General features: G+C 59.4%; 15 protein-coding genes. 7 read left to right on the top strand and 8 right to left on the bottom strand.

All coding sequences use genetic code 11. The features are described from left to right. Positions 1–39 precede the first annotated feature (39 nt). The 7 genes from ACRRSD_RS24400 to ACRRSD_RS24430 all read left to right on the top strand — a co-directional run bounded on the left by ACRRSD_RS24400 (position 40) and on the right by ACRRSD_RS24430 (position 5,726). Positions 40–1,029 (top strand): alpha/beta fold hydrolase, encoded by a 990-nt coding sequence (locus ACRRSD_RS24400; RefSeq protein WP_435035777.1) that lies wholly within the window; start codon positions 40–42, stop codon positions 1,027–1,029. A 225-nt stretch (positions 1,030–1,254) separates the two neighbouring features. Beyond that, complete coding sequence (rraA, locus tag ACRRSD_RS24405; protein ID WP_435035779.1) at positions 1,255–1,746, top strand: ribonuclease E activity regulator RraA; 492 nt, start codon at positions 1,255–1,257, stop codon at positions 1,744–1,746. 22 nt (positions 1,747–1,768) lie between these two features. Then, a complete protein-coding gene (locus tag ACRRSD_RS24410) occupies positions 1,769–2,764 on the top strand; it encodes a zinc transporter ZntB (protein ID WP_435035781.1) in 996 nt (331 codons plus the stop codon). Positions 2,765–2,827: 63 nt separating this feature from the next. Then, entirely contained in the window at positions 2,828–3,076 is a 249-nt protein-coding gene (locus ACRRSD_RS24415; RefSeq protein WP_008076827.1) for a hypothetical protein, read from the top strand. A gap of 2 nt (positions 3,077–3,078) precedes the next feature. Next, entirely contained in the window at positions 3,079–3,903 is an 825-nt protein-coding gene (locus tag ACRRSD_RS24420; RefSeq protein WP_007916401.1) for a mechanosensitive ion channel family protein, read from the top strand. Positions 3,904–3,993: 90 nt separating this feature from the next. After that, positions 3,994–4,584, top strand: coding sequence for an RNA polymerase sigma factor SigX (sigX, locus tag ACRRSD_RS24425; protein ID WP_011333251.1), 591 nt, complete (start codon positions 3,994–3,996; stop codon positions 4,582–4,584). Between the two features lie 107 nt (positions 4,585–4,691). After that, positions 4,692–5,726, top strand: a complete 1,035-nt coding sequence (locus ACRRSD_RS24430) for an OmpA family protein (protein WP_150751636.1) — start codon at positions 4,692–4,694, stop codon at positions 5,724–5,726. Between the two features lie 62 nt (positions 5,727–5,788). On the opposite strand, the gene cobA is transcribed toward ACRRSD_RS24430, so the two are convergent. The 8 genes from cobA to ACRRSD_RS24470 form a co-directional block, all read right to left on the bottom strand. After that, positions 5,789–6,556, bottom strand: a complete 768-nt coding sequence (gene cobA, locus ACRRSD_RS24435) for a uroporphyrinogen-III C-methyltransferase (RefSeq protein WP_435035783.1) — start codon at positions 6,554–6,556, stop codon at positions 5,789–5,791. A gap of 13 nt (positions 6,557–6,569) precedes the next feature. Further along, positions 6,570–9,284, bottom strand: a complete 2,715-nt coding sequence (locus tag ACRRSD_RS24440; protein WP_435035785.1) for a nitrate reductase — start codon at positions 9,282–9,284, stop codon at positions 6,570–6,572. After that, entirely contained in the window at positions 9,284–9,601 is a 318-nt protein-coding gene (gene nirD / locus ACRRSD_RS24445) for a nitrite reductase small subunit NirD (protein WP_007916394.1), read from the bottom strand. The genes ACRRSD_RS24440 and nirD overlap by 1 nt, the downstream gene beginning before the upstream one ends. Further along, positions 9,598–12,051, bottom strand: coding sequence for a nitrite reductase large subunit NirB (gene nirB / locus ACRRSD_RS24450; RefSeq protein WP_435035786.1), 2,454 nt, complete (start codon positions 12,049–12,051; stop codon positions 9,598–9,600). Before nirB ends, nirD begins: the two co-directional genes overlap by 4 nt. A 422-nt stretch (positions 12,052–12,473) precedes the next feature. Then, positions 12,474–14,144 carry a protein kinase domain-containing protein gene (locus tag ACRRSD_RS24455; RefSeq protein WP_435035788.1) on the bottom strand — a complete coding sequence of 557 codons (1,671 nt, stop codon included), beginning with the start codon at positions 14,142–14,144 and terminating at the stop codon, positions 12,474–12,476. Positions 14,145–14,150: 6 nt separating this feature from the next. After that, a complete protein-coding gene (locus tag ACRRSD_RS24460) occupies positions 14,151–15,362 on the bottom strand; it encodes a nitrate/nitrite transporter (protein ID WP_435035789.1) in 1,212 nt (403 codons plus the stop codon). Between the two features lie 450 nt (positions 15,363–15,812). Continuing rightward, positions 15,813–16,388, bottom strand: a complete 576-nt coding sequence (locus ACRRSD_RS24465) for an ANTAR domain-containing response regulator (RefSeq protein WP_007916390.1) — start codon at positions 16,386–16,388, stop codon at positions 15,813–15,815. A gap of 15 nt (positions 16,389–16,403) precedes the next feature. Further along, positions 16,404–17,615 carry a CmpA/NrtA family ABC transporter substrate-binding protein gene (locus ACRRSD_RS24470; protein WP_435035792.1) on the bottom strand — a complete coding sequence of 404 codons (1,212 nt, stop codon included), beginning with the start codon at positions 17,613–17,615 and terminating at the stop codon, positions 16,404–16,406. Positions 17,616–17,799: the final 184 nt, after the last annotated feature.

Raw genomic sequence — 17,799 nt, forward strand, 5'->3', positions numbered from 1 at the left:
GGCTCCTGTAGATGCCGCCCTTTTTTGTGCAAGAGCATTATGCAAAGCAGCAGCAACCTGTTTCCTGTCGCCCTGATCAGCGCCGAACGACGTGGTGATCTGAGCGAAGACGTGTATCGCCTGAAACCCGGCAACAGCCCCGACTGGTCTGTGGAAATCGCTGTGACCCGTTTGGGCATGGCTGATGACTCGCAGCCACGCGGCGTGCCGGTGATTCTGCTGCACGGCAGTTTCTCCAATCGCCGCTTCTGGTTTTCACCGAAAGGCCTGGGCCTGGGCGCGTATCTGACGCGACTGGGGTTTGACGTGTGGATTCCGGAGATGCGCGGTCACGGCCTGTCGCAGCGCAACGAGGAATACCGGCGCAACCGTGTCGCCGACTATGCCCGTTACGATCTGCCGGCGATTGCCGCGTTCGTGCGTGAGCAGAGCGGGCAGATTCCGCACTGGATCGGCCATTCGTTGGGCGGCATCACCCTGGCGGCGGCGCTCGGTGGCGAATACCTTGGCGAACCGGCAGTGGCTTCGGCGGCGTTTTTCGGCACCCAGGTCAGCCGTACTTACTGGCCGCTGAAAATTCCGCCGGTCGAGTGGAGCGGGCGCTTTATTCTCAAGCGTTTCGCGCAACTGTCGGGTTCACGCCTCAAGCGTGGCCCGGAAGATGAGCCGATCGGTCTGGCGCTGGAAAGCATGCGCTGGTACGGCTTGTTCGGCCGCTTCGGTGACAAGGACAAGGATTGGTGGGCGGGCCTTTCCGACGTCAAGGTGCCGGTGCTGGCAGTGACGGCCGCGGGCGATCATCAGGATCCGGCGTGGGCCTGTCGCAAACTGTTCGAGCAGATCGGCTCGGAGCACAAGCAGTTCGTCAATCTGGGCCGCGAGCAGGGTTTCACCGATAATTTCGGTCATGTTGAAATGTTGGTGAGCAAAGCGGCGCAGACTGAGGTTTGGCCAATGGTGGCGCGCTGGTTGAAGGATCAGCAGACGCCGTTGCTGGGCGAGAAGCCGGATCTGGCCGCTGTGGTTTGAGCCGGAGCAGGGTAAAGGGCATTTCGTTCAGGTTGGCTTGCGGCTAAGATATGACGCATTGTTCGGTTCTGGTCATTTTTGGTGGCTGTTTAGCGATTACGTTTCAGGGTTTGTTCAGGTTCGTTCAGCGACCATGGGATGGACTAAGGTAAACAGCGACCGCCGGAGATCGTCTCAAAAGAATGCGTCATCCTTGATCGTCTTCCTTGTTACAGGAGTTTTTCGATGAACCATTACCTTACGCCTGACCTGTGCGACGCCTATCCGGAGCTGGTGCAGGTGCTGGAACCGATGTTCAGCAATTTCGGTGGCCGTGATTCGTTCGGCGGCGAAATCGTGACCATCAAATGCTTCGAAGACAACTCGCTGGTCAAGGAACAGGCTGAACTCAAGGGCAGCGGCAAGGTGCTGGTGGTCGATGGCGGCGGTTCGCTGCGTCGCGCGCTGCTGGGCGACATGATCGCCGAGAAAGCCGCTAAAAACGGCTGGGAAGGGCTGGTGATCTACGGCTGCATCCGGGACGTCGACGTCATTGCCCAGACCGATCTGGGCGTGCAGGCGCTGGCCAGCCATCCGATGAAAACCGAAAAACGTGGTATCGGCGACCTCAACGTCCCGGTGACATTTGCCGGTGTGACGTTCCACCCGGGCCAGTACATTTATGCGGACAACAACGGCGTGATCGTTTCGCCGAGCCCGCTGAAGATGCCTGAATAAGCTTTTCGACAAAGGGATGCGGATGTTCGAGGAAGAAAACGCGCAATGGGGGCTGGTGCATGCCCTGGTGCTGGACGGTAAAGGCGGTGCGCGTTCGATAGCCCGGACTGAGCTCGACGATTTGCAGTTGCAGACCCATGAAAGCCTCTGGCTGCATTGGGATCGCAGCCATCCGCAAACCCAGACCTGGTTGCGCAAATCCAGCGGTCTCAACGAATTCACCTGCGATCTGCTGCTGGAAGAGAACACGCGTCCGCGCCTGTTGCCCCTGCCGGATTCCGAGCTGCTGTTGTTCTTGCGTGGGGTCAATCTCAACCCGGGCGCCGAGCCGGAAGACATGGTCTCGGTACGGATTTTTGCTTCCGCCCAGCGGGTAATCTCCCTGCGTTTGCGCCCATTGCGTGCCACCGATGAACTGTTGGTGCAATTGGCGGACGGCAAAGGCCCGAAAACCTCCTCTGAACTGATCCTTTATCTGGCGCAGTTCCTCACTAACAAGGTGCAGGATCTGGTCACTTGCCTCTCGGAAATCGCCGATGAGGAAGAAGAAAAGATGGATGCCGACGAACGGTATACCCCCGAGCATGGCGCCATTTTGCACATCCGCCGCAGGGCGGCCGGACTGAAGCGTTTTCTTGCACCGCAGCGGGATATTTTCGGGCAACTGACGCGGATAAAACTGCCATGGTTCGTTGATGACGACGCCGATTACTGGAACGAACTGAACAACAGCCTGACCCGCTATCTCGAAGAGCTCGAATTGACCCGAGAGCGCGTGGGACTTGTGCTGGAGGCCGAAGACCGGCGTTTGAGCGAGCGTATGAATCGCACGATGTATCGCTTCGGGATCATCACCTGCATCTTTTTGCCGATGAGTTTTATCACCGGGCTGCTGGGCATCAACGTAGGCGGAATTCCATTCGCCAGCAGCCCCTATGGTTTCCTGATCGCCTGTTTGACGGTGCTTGCCCTGGCCTTCGGTCAGTGGTGGTTATTCCGTCGTTTGCGCTGGGTCTGAAGATGGCGCATGTGACCCGAGCAAATCTGCCCGCGTCTTTCACAGACATCACGAGAGGTGCGTATGCACGATCCGTTTGAACAGTCTTTGCGCGACATGCTCAACGCTTCGCCGTCCAGCCGCGACGACGATGCCTGCCTGGGCCGCGTACTCAAAACCGCCAACCGCCAGGTCGGCGCCGGCGATCTGTTCAGCCTGCTGGGCCGCTGGCTGCCCGCGCTGATGATCGCCCTGAATAACGGATCGGCCCATGTCTCGCCGGTTTCCCGTCTTCGTAAACCTACCGCTCGCACTGCTGATAAGGCTGATTGAATATGGAACTCGACCTCTGGACTCAGAGCCTCGTCACTGCAATGACTGCGTTGTGGACCAAAGTAGCCAACTTCATCCCGAACCTGTTCGGCGCACTGGTCGTGCTGCTGTTGGGTTTCGTCGTGGCCAAGCTGCTCGATACCTTGCTCTCCAAGCTGCTCGCCAAACTCGGCCTGGATCGCTTGATGGGCGGTACCGGCCTGACTAAATTGATGTCGCGTGCGGGGCTACAAGTCCCGATTTCGACCCTTATCGGCAAAATCGTTTACTGGTTCGTTCTGCTGATTTTTCTGGTTTCTGCAGCAGAATCCCTTGGCCTTGAGCGAGTTTCAGCTACGCTGGATATGTTGGCGCTCTATTTGCCGAAAGTTTTTGGCGCGGCGCTGGTGTTGCTGGTGGGTGTTTTGCTAGCGCAACTGGCCAACGGGTTGGTGCGCGGGGCGGCAGAAGGCGTAGGCCTGGACTACGCTTCGGGGCTTGGGCGAATTGCTCAGGGGCTGGTGATCATCATCAGCATCTCGGTCGCGATCAGTCAGCTTGAGGTCAAGACCGACCTGCTGAACCATGTGATTGTCATCGTTTTGATTACCGTTGGTCTGGCCGTTGCGCTGGCCATGGGTTTGGGAAGCCGGGAAATTGCCGGTCAGATTCTTGCGGGAATCTATGTGCGTGAGTTGTATCAGGTTGGGCAACAAGTGCGTGTTGGCGAGGTCGAAGGCCAGATCGAAGAGATCGGCACGGTTAAAACCACATTGCTGACCGATGAGGGTGAGCTAGTCTCTCTTTCCAATCGGATCCTGCTGGAACAGCATGTGAGTAGCCGCTAATCCGGCAAACCCTGCTAATGTATGCCGCCGCAAAATGCCAGCTGATGCTGGTTGCGGTGGACATTGACCTGACTGTCGGCACGACTTGTTTTGAATAAAGCCCAAACGCTATCCACGCGCTACGACCCCCGCGAGCTCTCTGATGAGGAGTTGGTCGCGCGCTCGCATACCGAGCTTTTTCACGTAACGCGCGCTTATGAAGAACTGATGCGGCGTTACCAGCGAACATTATTTAACGTTTGTGCGAGATATCTTGGGAACGATCGCGACGCAGACGATGTCTGTCAGGAAGTCATGTTGAAGGTGCTGTATGGCCTGAAGAACTTCGAGGGGAAATCGAAGTTCAAGACGTGGCTCTACAGCATCACGTACAACGAATGTATTACGCAGTATCGGAAGGAACGGCGAAAGCGTCGCTTGATGGACGCATTGAGTCTTGACCCCCTCGAGGAAGCGTCTGAAGAAAAGGCGCCGAAACCCGAGGAGAAGGGCGGGCTTGATCGCTGGCTGGTGTATGTGAACCCGATTGACCGTGAAATTCTGGTGCTTCGATTTGTCGCAGAGCTGGAATTTCAGGAGATCGCAGACATCATGCACATGGGTTTGAGTGCGACAAAAATGCGTTACAAACGTGCTCTAGATAAATTGCGTGAGAAATTTGCAGGCATTGCTGAAACTTAGTTCAGCGCAAATATCTCTTACGTGTAGGCAAGTTCTGATAGACTTGCCGCCGAGTTGTCCCCCGGTTTGCGGGACTGCTTCACAATCACCAGATGGGGATTTAACGGATGAAACTGAAAAACACCTTGGGCTTGGCCATTGGTTCTCTGATTGCCGCCACTTCGTTCGGCGCTCTGGCACAAGGCCAAGGCGCAGTTGAAATCGAAGGCTTCGCAAAGAAAGAACAATTCGACAGCGCTCGTAACTTCAAGAACAACGGCAACCTGTTCGGCGGTTCGATCGGTTACTTCCTGACCGACGACGTTGAACTGCGTCTGGGCTACGACGAAGTGCACAACGTACGTTCCGACGACGGTCGTAACATCAAGGGCGCGAACACCGCTCTGGACGCTCTGTACCACTTCAACAACCCAGGCGACATGCTGCGTCCATACGTATCGGCTGGTTTCTCCGATCAGAGCATCGGTCAGAACGGTTCCGGCGGTCGTGACCGCTCCACCTTCGCCAACCTGGGCGCTGGTGCCAAGCTGTACTTCACCGAGAACTTCTACGCCCGTGCTGGCGTTGAAGCTCAGTACAACATCGACCAGGGCGACACCGAGTGGGCTCCTAGCGTTGGTATCGGTGTGAACTTCGGTGGCGGCTCCAAGCCTGCTGCTGCTCCAGTTCCAGCACCAGCTGAAGTCTGCTCCGACAGCGACAACGATGGCGTTTGCGACAACGTTGACAAGTGCCCGGACACCCCAGCCAACGTAACTGTTGACGCTGATGGCTGCCCAGCAGTTGCTGAAGTTGTTCGTGTTGAGCTGGACGTTAAGTTCGACTTCGACAAGTCGGTTGTGAAGCCAAACAGCTACGGCGACATCAAAAACCTGGCTGACTTCATGAAGCAGTACCCATCCACCACCACTACTGTTGAAGGTCACACTGACTCCGTCGGTCCTGACGCTTACAACCAGAAACTGTCCGAGCGTCGTGCAAACGCCGTTAAGCAAGTTCTGACCAACCAGTACGGTGTTGAATCGTCCCGCGTTCAGTCTGTTGGCTACGGCGAATCCCGCCCAGTTGCTGACAACAAAACTGACGCTGGCCGCGCTGTAAACCGTCGCGTAGAAGCGCAGGTTGAAGCTCAAGCTAAGTAATTAGCTGCCGCTCTGAGAAAAGCCCGGCTTAGGCCGGGCTTTTCTTTGCCTGCGATTTGGCGTTACAGGGCGCGCACATGCTCATTGTAGGAGCTGCCGAAGGCCGCGATCCTTTGATCTTGAGCAATGGCAGCCACAGCACCAATTACCAGAATCGCCGGACTTTTCAATCCAAACGCACACGCATCATCACTCATGCTCGCCAGATCACTCCGGCATTCGCGCTGCTCTGGCAACGACGCATTTTCGATCATCGCCACCGGCGTATCCGCCACCATCCCGCCTGCCAACAACTGATCGCGAATCTCGCCCAGCTTGGCCACGCCCATATAAATCACCAGCGTCGTGCCGCCTTGCGCCAGTGCCTGCCAGTTCAACTGGCTGTCGTCCTGAGTATGCGCAGTCACCAGCGTCACCCCGCGAGCGATACCGCGCAACGTCAGCGGAATATCGCACTGCGTCGCCCCGGCCAGCCCGGCGGTAATGCCATTGACCAGTTCCACCTCAACACCCCGTTCACGCAACCACTGCGCCTCTTCACCGCCCCGGCCAAAGATGCACGGATCACCGCCCTTGAGCCGCACCACACACTTGCCGTGGCGGGCATAGCGCAGCATCAACCGATGAATGAACGCCTGCGGTGTCGAGCGGCAACCACCGCGCTTACCCACCGCAATAATGCGGGCGCCAGGGCAGTGTTCCAGCACCGCGGCGTTGACCAGATCATCGATCAGCACCACATCGGCCTCGCGCAAGGCGCGCACCGCTTTGAGCGTCAGCAGTTCCGGATCGCCGGGGCCCGCGCCTACCAGCCAGACTTTTGCATTCATGCTGCTTTCCTCATCAGATGATGGCGACCGGCTGCAACTCGGCAGCCAGCAAACGCTTTAGTTCCGGGACGCACGAGCCGCATTGCGTGCCGCAGCCCAAATTGGTTTTCAAGCCTTGCAGATCCAGCCCTTGGCGAATGCCGGCGCAGACCGCGTTGAGGCTGACGTTGTTGCAGTTGCACAGGGTTCTATCCGCAGCGATCTGCGCCCCGGCACTGCCCGGTGGCGCACTCATCGGCGCCAGCAACCAACGCCGCAGTTGTTCGTCGGCACGGCCCTCCAGCCACAGTCCTTGCAGCCAATGCCGGGCGAGGGTTTCGCCGGCCAGGCGAATCGCGGTGATGCGACCGTTTTCAATGCGTACGCGCTTGCCGATGGCCCGACGCGGATCGTCATAGGCCAAAACCGGGCCGTCGATCAGCGACAGGCAATGATCGATTTCACTGAGCAATTGCGCATCAGGCGCCTCAGTGTTCGCTGCGCGTATCAGCAGCGCCGATCGCTCACGTCCGACAAGGCTGAGACTCACGTAGGAAAATGCCTCACAGAGCGGTCGTAGTGTCTCGAAATGCCGTTGAACATCGCCCTCGATCAGTGCGAAAAGCTGCCACGGCAGATTGACCGGTTCCAGGCGCACGCCGCTGTGTTTGAGTTCGGGTTGTTTCGACAACGGATCGAAGGCAGGCAGGGTCAGGCTGTTCACGCCGCCCTTGAGAAAGCGATCGCCCCAGTGCATCGGTAGAAACGCTTGTCCCGGACGTACGCTGTCATCACTACCGACCGCAACAATTACCGCGCCGCGACGACTTTTCAGATTGACCAGATCGCCCGGCTGCAAACGATGCCGGCGCATTTCATCTGGATGCAGACTCAGCACCGCTTCGCTGACATGCCCGAACAGTTGCGCCGCCGTGCCGGTGCGGCTCATACCGTGCCATTGATCGCGCAAGCGGCCAGTGATCAATGTCAGCGGAAAGCGTGCATCACGCTGTTCTTTGGCGGCGCGGTAAGGGTCGGCAATGAAATGAGCGCGGCCAGTGGACGTAGGAAAAATACCGTCCTCGTAGAGTCGGGGTGTTCCTTCTCGGGCGCCGACAGGGAAGGGCCATTGCTGCGGTCCGATCTCGTCGATCAGCGCGTGACTGATCCCGGACATATCCAGATCGCGGCCATGCGTCAGCCCTTTGAATTCATCGAACAACTGCGCAGGTTGGTTGAACGGAAACAGGCTGGATTCAGCGGGACGCAGACGTTTCTCCAGACGCTGTGCGAAATCTACCGTGATCGCCCAGTCCGGCCGCGCCTCGCCCGGTGGGAGGATGGCTTTGCGCACGTGGGAAATACGCCGCTCGGAATTGGTTACCGAGCCTTCTTTCTCGCCCCAACTGGCAGCGGGCAGCAGCACGTCGGCGAATGCGCCGGTTTCAGTCGTGCGAAAAGCTTCCTGCAACACTACAAACGGGCAAGCTTGCAGCGCAGCGCGCACCGAGTTCTGGTCCGGCATCGATTGCGCAGGGTTGGTACAGGCAATCCACAACGCCTTGATCTTGCCGCTGCGCACTTGCTCGAACAGTTCGATGGCGCTGAGACCAGTGCTTTCCGGCAGTTGATCCACACCCCAATAAGCCGCCACTTCGGCGCGATGCTCAGGGTTTGCCGCCTCACGATGACCCGGCAATAAATTCGACAAACTACCGGTTTCGCGTCCGCCCATGGCATTTGGCTGACCGGTAAGGGAGAAAGGTCCTGCACCCGGACGACCGATTTGCCCGGTGGCCAGGTGCAAATTGATCAGCGCGCTGTTCTTCGCGCTGCCGGCGGTGGACTGATTCAAGCCCATGCACCACAGCGACAGAAAACTCGGCGAAGTGCCGACCCATTCGGCGCACTGCTGCAATTGCTCGACGCTGATGCCGCATAACTGCGAAACCATTTGCGGGGTGTAATCGCGCACCAGACTCTTCAGCTCGGCCAGACCCTCGGTGTGGGCCTTGATGAAATCGCGGTCGATCCAGTCTTCCCACAGCAACAAATGCAAAATCCCATGGAACAAAGCGACATCGGTGCCGGGCAGAATCGCCAGATGCAAGTCGGCGAGGTCGCAGGTGTCCGTGCGCCGTGGATCAATGACGATGACTTTCATCTGCGGGCGGCGAGATTTTGCTTCCTCCAGCCGACGAAAAAGTACCGGATGGGCGTAGGCCATGTTACTGCCGACGATCATCACGCAATCGCTGAGTTCCAGGTCCTCATAACTGCACGGTGGGGCGTCGGCGCCGAGGCTGCGCTTGTAGCCGACCACCGCCGAGGACATGCACAGCCGTGAGTTGCTGTCGATGTTGTTGGTGCCGACCAGTGCCCGCGCCAGCTTGTTGAAAGCGTAATAGTCCTCGGTCAGCAACTGTCCGGAGATATAGAACGCCACGCTGTCCGGGCCGTGTTCGGCGATGGTTTCGGCGAACACGTTGGCGGCGTGTTCCAGAGCGGTGTCCCAGTCTGTGCGGCTGCGCGCCAGGCCCTTGCCCAAGCGGAGTTCCGGATACAGCGCGCGAGCCGCGAGGTCGCCAGTCAGGTGCAGGGTCGAGCCTTTGCTGCACAGTTTGCCGAAGTTGGCCGGGTGCGCCGGATCGCCGCTGACGCCGAGGATGCGCTCGCCGTCATGCTCGATCAGCACGCCGCAGCCGACCCCGCAATAACAGCAGGTCGAGGCGGTCGTCTGGCGGCTCATCAGATAGCGTCCCGCAGGGCCAATTGCACGCGACCATTTTCAACTCGCGCCGGGTGATGATGCGCACAACCGATGTCCGGCGCCTGCGCCTCGCCTGATTGCAGGTCGATTTGCCAGTTGTGCAGCGGACAGGCCACGCGTTTGCCGTAGATCAAACCTTGCGACAGTGGTCCGCCCTTGTGTGGGCAGCGGTCATCAAGGGCGAAAACCTCATCGTCGCTTGTACGAAAAATCGCAATGTCACCTTTCGGCCCGGCAATGATCCGCGAGCCGAGGGCATTGATCTCGTCGAGGGCACAGATATCCAGCCAGTTCATGCTGGCACCTCCAGGTTTTTCACGGGGATTACGTCGAATTCTTTCTTCAGTTGCGGCTGCGCCAGACGTTCTTTCCACGGATCCTGTTCGAACGACAGGGAGAACTGCAGGCGCTCGTTCAAGGCTTTGCGGCGCTCGGGATCTTCCAGTACGGCTTTCTTGATGTGCTCCATGCCAACCCGTTGCAGGTAGTGCACGGTGCGCTCGAGGTAGAAGGCTTCTTCGCGATACAGCTGCAGGAACGCGCCGTTGTATTCGCGCACTTCTTCGGCGGTTTTCAGCTTGACGAAGAATTCGGCGACTTCGGTTTTGATCCCGCCGTTACCGCCGATGTACATCTCCCAACCGGAGTCGACACCGATAATTCCTACGTCTTTGATCCCCGCTTCCGAGCAGTTGCGTGGGCATCCGGAGACAGCCAGCTTCACTTTGTGCGGCGACCACATGTTGAACAGGTCGTGTTCCAGCTCGATGCCCAGTTGTGTCGAGTTTTGCGTGCCGAAACGGCAGAATTCGCTGCCGACGCAGGTCTTCACGGTGCGGATGGATTTGCCGTAGGCATGGCCGGACGGCATGTCGAGGTCTTTCCAGACACCGGGCAAGTCCTGCTTCTTGATGCCGAGCAAATCGATGCGCTGACCGCCGGTGACCTTGACCATCGGCACCTGATATTTGTCGGCCACATCGGCAATCCGCCGCAGTTCCGAAGGATTGGTCACGCCGCCCCACATCCGTGGCACCACCGAATAGGTGCCGTCCTTCTGGATGTTGGCGTGCGCACGCTCGTTGATCAGGCGTGACTGCGGATCGTCCTTGGCTTCGCCGGGCCAGGTGGAAATCAGGTAATAGTTGAGGGCAGGGCGGCAGGTTGCGCAGCCGTTCGGCGTGCGCCAGTTGAGGTAGCTCATGGTGCCGGCGATGGTCAGCAGATGCTGTTCGCGAATGGCCTGGCGAATCTGCCCGTGATTGAGGTCGCTGCAACCGCAAATGGCTTTTTCGCTTTTCGGTTTGACGTCCGCTGCGCCACCCACGGTGTTGATCAGGATCTGTTCGACCAGCCCGGCGCAGGAGCCGCAGGAGCTGGCGGCCTTGGTGTGTTTCTTCACCTCGTCGACGCTGAACAGGCCGTGCTCCTGAATGGCTTTGACGATGGTGCCTTTGCACACACCGTTGCAGCCGCAGACTTCGGCGGTGTCGGCCATGACCATGGCTTTGTCCTGGCCCTGATGTCCTACGTCGCCCAAAGCGTTTTCGCCGAACATCAAGTGATCGCGGATCTCGCCGATGGCGTGATTCTCACGAATCTGCCGGAAATACCAACCGCCGTCTGCCGTATCGCCGTACAGACAGGCGCCGACCAGCACGTCATCCTTGATCACCAGTTTTTTGTACACGCCGCCAATCGGGTCGGAGAGGGTGATGGTTTCCGTGCCTTCGCCGCCCATGAAGTCGCCGGCGGAAAACAGATCGATGCCGGTGACTTTCAATTTGGTCGAGGTCACCGAACCCTGATACCGAGCGAAGCCCAATTGTGCGAGGTGGTTGGCGCAAACCTTGGCCTGTTCGAACAATGGCGCGACCAGACCGTAGGCAATGCCGCGATGACTGGCGCACTCGCCGATCGCGTAGATGCGCGGGTCGTAGGTTTGCAGGGTGTCGTTGACCAGAATCCCACGATTGCACGGAATGCCGGCCTTCTCAGCGAGTTCGGTGTTGGGGCGAATACCGGCGGCCATTACCACTAGATCAGCGGGGATGATGTCGCCGTTCTTGAATTGCACCGAGCCGACCCGGCCATTGCCGGCGTCGTGCAGGGCTTGGGTTTGTTCGCACAGGCGAAAATGCAGGCCACGGGATTCGAGGGCGCTTTGCAACAATTGGCCACTGGTTTTGTCCAGTTGTCGTTCCAGTAACCACTCGCCGATATGTACCACGGTGACGTGCATGCCGCGCAGCATCAGGCCATTGGCGGCTTCGAGACCGAGCAGGCCGCCGCCGATGACCACCGCGTGTTTGTGGGTTTTCGCGGTGTCGATCATTGCCTGCGTATCGGCGATATCGCGGTAACCGATCACGCCGTGCAGGGTGTTGCCGGGGATGGGCAGGATGAACGGCGTTGAGCCGGTGGCGATCAGCAGTCGGTCGTATGCGGCTTCGGTGCCATCCTCGGCGATCACTCGGCGTTTGACCCGGTCGATCTCCACCACTTTGCGGTTGAGCAACAACTTGATGTTGTTTTGCAGGTACCAGTCGAGGTCGTTGAGCACGATCTCTTCGAAGGTCTGCTCACCGGCCAGCACCGGCGAGAGCAGGATGCGATTGTAGTTGGTGTGCGGTTCGGCGCCGAAGACCGTGATGTCGTACAGCTCGTTGCTCAACTTGAGCAGTTCTTCGAGGGTGCGGACCCCGGCCATGCCATTGCCGATCATCACCAGTTTGAGTTTTTTCATCAGGTTCTCCGGGGAGCTGCGGCTGGCCTCTTGTGGGCAGTCAGGCCTTGCTCGAGAAATTTTGCGCAAACAAAAAAAGGCGTCCCGCTAGTTGCCTAGCGAGGACGCCTTTGTCCTGGTCCCGTTCTCTCGGGAAGCGCAGCCTTCGTCGTTGAAGGTTGGGCTTTATGTGTGTGTTGAGTTGGGTAATGCAGTGGTTGTGCCAAGTGGGGGCGGTGGCGGTTTTATGGGGGGTGACGGATTTTGAGGATGGTTTTTTTGCACTGATTCGAAGCGGGTTGCTCGTTCGTGGGGCATTCAGGAAGGTGGATTTGTGGTGATTGGGCTGGCGCCTTCGCGAGCAAGCTCGCTCCCACAGGAGGTTTGTGAACACCACAGATCCCATGTGGGAGCGAGCTTGCTCGCGAATGGCGCGACTCGATTTAACTGTGAAACAGCAATACCAGCAGCACCAGATTCCCCAACAAAGCCACCAATGCCATGGACCGCCAGACCTTCAAAGGCTCTCGCTCCAACAAGGGCCGGGGCCGCACACTCAAACTACGCCGCTCACCCTGTTCCAGCACCAGCAACCATTCTTCAGCAGTTTCAAAGCGCATCAGCGGATCAGCCGCCACTCCACGCTCGAGGCTTTGTGCGAGCCACTCCGGCAAATCAGGCCGAAATCGACTGGCAATCACCGGCAGACCAAAGCGCGGTCGCTGAAACGCTTCAATCTCGCCATAGGGAAAATGCCCGGTCAGCAGGAAATACAGAGTCACACCTACCGCATACAAATCCTGCTGCACATTCGGCGGATCCCCACGAAACGCTTCCGGGGCGATGTAGCTGGGCGTTCCCGGTAGCGTCGACGGCGCGTCCTCGGACAAGCCTGGGCAGTACGCCAGGCCAAAATCCAGCAGACGCAATTCGCCGTCGTCACCCACGTGCAGGTTTTCCGGTTTGATGTCGCGGTGCAGGATCTGCCGCCGATGCAGCAGCCCGACCGCGCGCAACAGGCGCTCGGCGATGTCCTGCCATTGCGCCAACGGCAATGGGCCGGATTGTTGAAACAGCTGCGCCAGCGTTGTCCCCGAATATTCACGCATCACGTAGTACAAATGCTGACGCTGCTGGCACGCATGGACTTCAGGAAAGTGGCGACCGGCTACGCGTTTGAGGAACCATTCCTCGGACAGCAGCGCCTGCCCGGCGTGAGGATCATCGGCGCTGCGCGACGGCAGGGTTTTCAACAGCCATGCCTGGCCCTGTCCATCGACAACCCGATACAGCAGCGATTGCTGGCTCTGACCGACAATCCCCTGAACTTGCCAGCCTTCGAAGGATTGGCCGTGTTTCAGCACCGGCGGCAGGGGCCACTGCTGCAAATGAATCAATGCATCGCCGATGCTCGCCTCGCCGACAGCATCGACCCGCACCAGCAACGCGCTGGCATTGTCCTGACTCCCCGCCAGATGCGCGGCATTGACCAGCGTCTGCGCGGCACTGTGCAGATCGGGCTGATCACGCAGAATCGCCGCAATCGCCGTATCGCCCAGCGTCGACCAGACGCCGTCACTGAGCAGCACAAAGCTTTCACCGACGCGCAGTTCGCCGTCGAGAAAATCCAGCACCAGATGCTGATCCAGCCCCAGCGCGCGTTTGAGCACATGCTGCATGCCCGGCTGATCCCAGACATGGTCTTCAGAAATGCGCTGCAAGCTGTCGGCGTGCCAGCGATACACCCGGCAATCGCCGACGTGGGCGAGGGTAAAACGCCGACCACGCAAGACCAAAGCGCTGACCGTGGTGAGCAGCGGTTGCCCGCCACCATTGGCCTGCAACCAGCGGTTTTGCGCGAGCAGCAGGCGATCCAGCGCTTGGGCCACGCTCCAGGTTTCCGGCGTGGCGTAATAATCGAGCGCCAGCGCTTGCAAGGTCGAACGCGCAGCCAGTCCGCCATCGGCACACTGGCTGACGCCATCAGCGATAGCGAACAGATAACCCTTGCTCGCCGCCAGCGCCGGCGCGGGCGTGACCAGGCGCAAAGCGTCCTGATTTTCCGCGCGCGGACCGGTGGCGCTGGCTTCGGCAAAATTCAGTTGCAGGGCCATCTACGCTTAGACCCGCGCCGCCGTTACCGCCGCTGAGCCCCAGGTGGTTCTCCAGCGACGCTTGACGCCGTGCAGGCCAAACCATGCCAAAACGCCAAGGCTGGCGAACAACCACAGGGCTAGTTGATAACTGCCGGTACTCTGTTTGATCGCACCCATGCCGGCGGCCAAGGCAAAACCGCCGATGCCGCCGGCCATGCCGATCAACCCGGTCATCACGCCGATTTCCAGACGAAAACGCTGCGGCACCAGTTGGAACACCGCGCCGTTGCCCGCGCCCAGGCCGAGCATGGTGCAGACGAAAAGTGCCAGCGCCGCGTAGGAACTTGGCAGGTTAAACCCAACGGCAGCAATACAAATGGCTGCCACCGTATACATCGCCAGCAATGTGCGAATGCCACCGAAGCGATCCGCCAGCGCGCCACCCAGCGGTCGCATCAAACTGCCGCCGAACACGCAGGCGGCGGTGTAGTAACCGGCCGTCACCGGGCTCAACCCGTATTGATCGTTGAAGTAGCCGGGCAGGGCACTGGCCAGACCGATGAAACCGCCGAAGGTGACGCTGTAGAAAAACATGAACCACCAGCTGTCACGGTCGCCCAAGGCTTTGAAGTAGTCAGCCATGGCTTTGGCTTTCGGCCGCTCAGGAGCGTTTTTTGCCAGCCAGGCGAACAATACCAACGTCAGGATCAACGGAATCAACGCGAAGCCGAAGACATTGCTCCAGCCGAACGCGGCCGCCAGTACCGGAGCGAGCAGTGCGGCAAACACGGTGCCCGAGTTGCCCGCACCGGCAATGCCCATGGCTTTGCCCTGATGCTGCGGCGGATACCATTGCGACGCCAGTGGCAGAGCGACGGCAAACGATGCGCCGGCCATGCCGAGAAACAGGCCGAGTATCAGCGCCTGTTCATAACTGTGGATGCCGATTTTCCAAGCGCCGAACAGCGCGCAAATCACAATGACCTGACCGATCAGCCCGGCGGTTTTTGGCGACAGTCGATCGGCGAGCATGCCCATGAAAAAACGCAGCACCGCACCGGCGAGAATTGGCGTGGCGACGACGAGGCCGCGTTGTTGTGTGGTCAGTTGCAGGTCGGCGGCGATTTGCACCGCCAACGGGCCGAGCAGGTACCAGACCATGAAGCTCAGGTCGAAATAGAGGAAGGCCGCGAACAGGGTCGGGGTGTGGCCGGATTTCCAGAAGCTTGAATTCATCGCGCACCTCAGCTGAAAAGAGTCTCGAATGGAGTCATGCAACAGCAGGTGGGGCGCCACCACGGCCGCACCACCGGCCCCGGTCTGTGGGGCCAAAACGCAAAAACGCCGCTACCTGATGCGCCGGGATGGGCGATCGGGTGAGCGACGTCTTTGTCGTGGGTGGGGCAACCGCCGTTGGTTACCTGTGCGTTTTACTTAGCGAGATTTGTGCCAACAGCTGAAAGATCAAAAGCCCCTCACCCTAGCCCTCTCCCGGAGGGAGAGGGGACTGACCGAGGTGTCGGACTTCAAACATCGACCTGAAAGACCGAGTCGATTATGGATTCACAGCAGAAAATCACCGCGCGGCGTACTTCCCGAGCATCCCCCAATCGGTTCCCTCTCCCTCGGGGCGGTCCGACGTTTCGGGAGGGCTAGGGTGAGGGGCTCTTCAGCGGTGAGAACGCCTCAGCCCAGCAACTCACTCATGGCAATAATCTGCTCCGCCACCTGAATCAGCTTCTGCTGCCGGCTCATCGCCTGGCGCCGCATCAAGGTGTAAGCCTCTTCCTCATTGCAATCCTTCATTTTCATCAACAACCCCTTGGCCAGCTCAATACGCTTGCGCTCAGCCAATTGCTGATCCCGCGCCTGAAGCTGCGCGCGCAACGCCTGGTCACTCTCGAAACGCGCCATCGCCACATCGAGAATCGGCTGCAGACGCTGTGCGTGAATGCCCTCGACGATGTAGGCACTGACCCCGGATTTGATCGCCTGGCGCATCACGCCCGGATCATGCTCATCGGTAAACATCACGATTGGTCGTGGCTGGTCGCGGCTGACCAGCACCACTTGTTCCATGACATCGCGGCTCGGTGACTCGGTATCGATCAGAATCACGTCCGGGCGCACCGTTTCGACGCGCGCGGGCAGGTCGATGGTCAGGCCGGACTCGTCGATTACCTCGAAACCGGCCTCGGTCAGCGCGGCTTTCAGGCGCCCGACTTTTTTCGCCGTGTCATTGATCAGCAGAATGCGCAACATGTTCGCGGTCTCCTGTCAGCGGCGGGCGAGAAGAGGAGCGTCGTCGTTCAACGCATGCAGCTTGAAACTGCGCGCGTATCCGGCCGGGTCGCTGCCGTCCCAGACTTTGCCGTCGAGCAACTGGCTGCTGCGCATGTCGGTGCCCCACGCCGCCACGCCGACAGCGGTCGCGGCGTCGCGGTAAATGTCCAGTTGCTGAACCTGACGGGTGACGGCGAGGTAATCCGGATCTTCGCGCAGCAGGCCCCAGCGGCGGAACTGGGTCATGAACCACATACCGTCCGACAGATAAGGCAGATTCACTTCGCCGTTACCGTGAAAGCGCAGCGCGTGCGGATCCTGCCAGCGATTGCCGAGGCCATCGGCATAATCACCGAGAAAACGCGGCTCGATGCACGCAAGCGGCGCGTCCAGATACTCCGGCGCACTGAGCAACTGCGCGGTGCTGCGACGATTTTCCGGGCTCTCCTCAATAAAGCGGCTGGCCTCAAGAATCGCCATCACCAGCGCCCGAGCGGTGTTCGGATACTGCTCGACAAACTCGCGAGTGCAGCCGAGGACTTTTTCCGGGTGATCGGGCCAGATGGTCTGGCTGGTCGCGAGGGTAAAACCGAGATCCTGCTGCACCGCGCTGGCGGCCCAAGGCTCGCCGACGCAAAAGCCATCAATACGCCCGGCTTGCAGATGCGCAACCATTTGCGGCGGCGGCACCACCACGCTGTCGACATCCTGCAACGGATGAATGCCCTGACTCGCGAGCCAGTAATACAGCCACATCGCGTGGGTGCCGGTGGGAAACGTCTGGGCGAAGGTGAGTTTTGCGCGGCTTTGGTGCACGTGCCGATCCAGCGCTTCAGGACTGCTCACGCCAAGGTTCTGGAGACCGTGGGAGAGGTTGAGGCTCTGACCGTTCTGATTCAGCCCCATCAGCACCGCCATATCGGTCGACGCCACGCCACCAATGCCCAGGTGCACGGCGTAGATCAGACCGTACAGACTGTGGGCGGCATCCAGTTCACCGCTGACCAGTTTGTCGCGCAGGTTAGCCCAGGATGTCTGGCGCTTGAGGTTCAGCGTCAATCCGTAAGGTTGAGCGAAGCCCTGTGTGGCCGCGACGACCACCGAGGCGCAGTCACTCAGGGCCATGAAGCCGAGGTTGATTGCGGTCTTTTCCGGGGCATCGCTGCCATTGACCCAGGCCAGTGGCCCCACCGAAAGTTCATTCATCCAACGCACCTCGAAAAAAAAGCGTCGCCGCGGACTTTGCGCAGGCAAAACCCGGGACGACGCCATTGTCCTTGCCCGCCTGCCGTCATTGGCCGACGCACTGATAGCAAGGAAGGTGCAAGGCATATGCCACTGCCAGTGATTTGCGCGTGCGCCTCGCGCGGCAGGTCGATGCCCGGCTATA

The organism is Pseudomonas neuropathica, assembly GCF_051174785.1.
GTDB lineage: Bacteria > Pseudomonadota > Gammaproteobacteria > Pseudomonadales > Pseudomonadaceae > Aquipseudomonas > Aquipseudomonas neuropathica_A.

Excerpts from the sequence above, each read along its gene's own strand:
- ACRRSD_RS24400 (WP_435035777.1), top strand. The coding sequence starts at position 40 with ATGCAAAGCAGCAGCAACCTGTTTCCTGTCGCCCTGATCAGCGCCGAA.
- rraA (WP_435035779.1), top strand. The coding sequence starts at position 1,255 with ATGAACCATTACCTTACGCCTGACCTGTGCGACGCCTATCCGGAGCTG.
- ACRRSD_RS24410 (WP_435035781.1), top strand. The coding sequence starts at position 1,769 with ATGTTCGAGGAAGAAAACGCGCAATGGGGGCTGGTGCATGCCCTGGTG.
- ACRRSD_RS24415 (WP_008076827.1), top strand. The coding sequence starts at position 2,828 with ATGCACGATCCGTTTGAACAGTCTTTGCGCGACATGCTCAACGCTTCG.
- ACRRSD_RS24420 (WP_007916401.1), top strand. The coding sequence starts at position 3,079 with ATGGAACTCGACCTCTGGACTCAGAGCCTCGTCACTGCAATGACTGCG.
- ACRRSD_RS24430 (WP_150751636.1), top strand. The coding sequence starts at position 4,692 with ATGAAACTGAAAAACACCTTGGGCTTGGCCATTGGTTCTCTGATTGCC.
- cobA (WP_435035783.1), bottom strand. The coding sequence starts at position 6,556 with ATGAATGCAAAAGTCTGGCTGGTAGGCGCGGGCCCCGGCGATCCGGAA.
- ACRRSD_RS24440 (WP_435035785.1), bottom strand. The coding sequence starts at position 9,284 with ATGAGCCGCCAGACGACCGCCTCGACCTGCTGTTATTGCGGGGTCGGC.
- nirD (WP_007916394.1), bottom strand. The coding sequence starts at position 9,601 with ATGAACTGGCTGGATATCTGTGCCCTCGACGAGATCAATGCCCTCGGC.
- nirB (WP_435035786.1), bottom strand. The coding sequence starts at position 12,051 with ATGAAAAAACTCAAACTGGTGATGATCGGCAATGGCATGGCCGGGGTC.
- ACRRSD_RS24455 (WP_435035788.1), bottom strand. The coding sequence starts at position 14,144 with ATGGCCCTGCAACTGAATTTTGCCGAAGCCAGCGCCACCGGTCCGCGC.
- ACRRSD_RS24460 (WP_435035789.1), bottom strand. The coding sequence starts at position 15,362 with ATGAATTCAAGCTTCTGGAAATCCGGCCACACCCCGACCCTGTTCGCG.
- ACRRSD_RS24465 (WP_007916390.1), bottom strand. The coding sequence starts at position 16,388 with ATGTTGCGCATTCTGCTGATCAATGACACGGCGAAAAAAGTCGGGCGC.
- ACRRSD_RS24470 (WP_435035792.1), bottom strand. The coding sequence starts at position 17,615 with ATGAATGAACTTTCGGTGGGGCCACTGGCCTGGGTCAATGGCAGCGAT.